The sequence below is a fragment of the Vibrio sp. 10N.222.55.C6 genome (assembly GCF_041473395.1).
Lineage (GTDB): Bacteria > Pseudomonadota > Gammaproteobacteria > Enterobacterales > Vibrionaceae > Vibrio > Vibrio crassostreae_C.
In genome coordinates this window covers 1-403 of the sequence record NZ_JBFRSD010000640.1, presented here as the reverse complement: position 1 = coordinate 403, position 403 = coordinate 1, and the positions used below count along the sequence as shown (strand labels likewise).

Genomic DNA, 403 nt, shown 5'->3' with positions numbered 1-403 from the left:
ATTTTCAAAGTAGTAAGTCGTTCGAACCACACCAATCACAACGCCAAGTAGATTATCGCTTTCGCCTTCAAACACAGGGTGATAAACCAACATGCCGGTCTTTGGTGTATTTTGATCTAAGCCGTCTTGAAGCAAGCGAACTTTGTCTGAAATATTCGCTTTACGTGTCTGTTTAATATTATCTAAAACCAGCTTGAAGCGCTCACGAGAAAAATAAAAGCCAAGTACATTGTCGTTTGCTTGTGTGTTGGGATACAGGTCACTAGCAATGAACGCCGGCTCACCATCTAAGATGTAACCAAAGACTTTGGCTTCGTGTTTTGGAATAGTGAACAGCTCGTAAGACGGGTATTTTTCTTTCATCTTAGCGGTATGCTCGGCAATCTCGTCTGCTGCCACTTTT

At 42.2% G+C, this 403-nt stretch carries 1 protein-coding gene; it reads right to left on the bottom strand.

Annotation, left to right across the window (positions count from 1 at the left end; genetic code table 11):
• A partial coding sequence (locus AB4486_RS25435; RefSeq protein ID WP_372119497.1) for a CHASE domain-containing protein occupies positions 1-403 on the bottom strand: 403 nt, incomplete at both ends.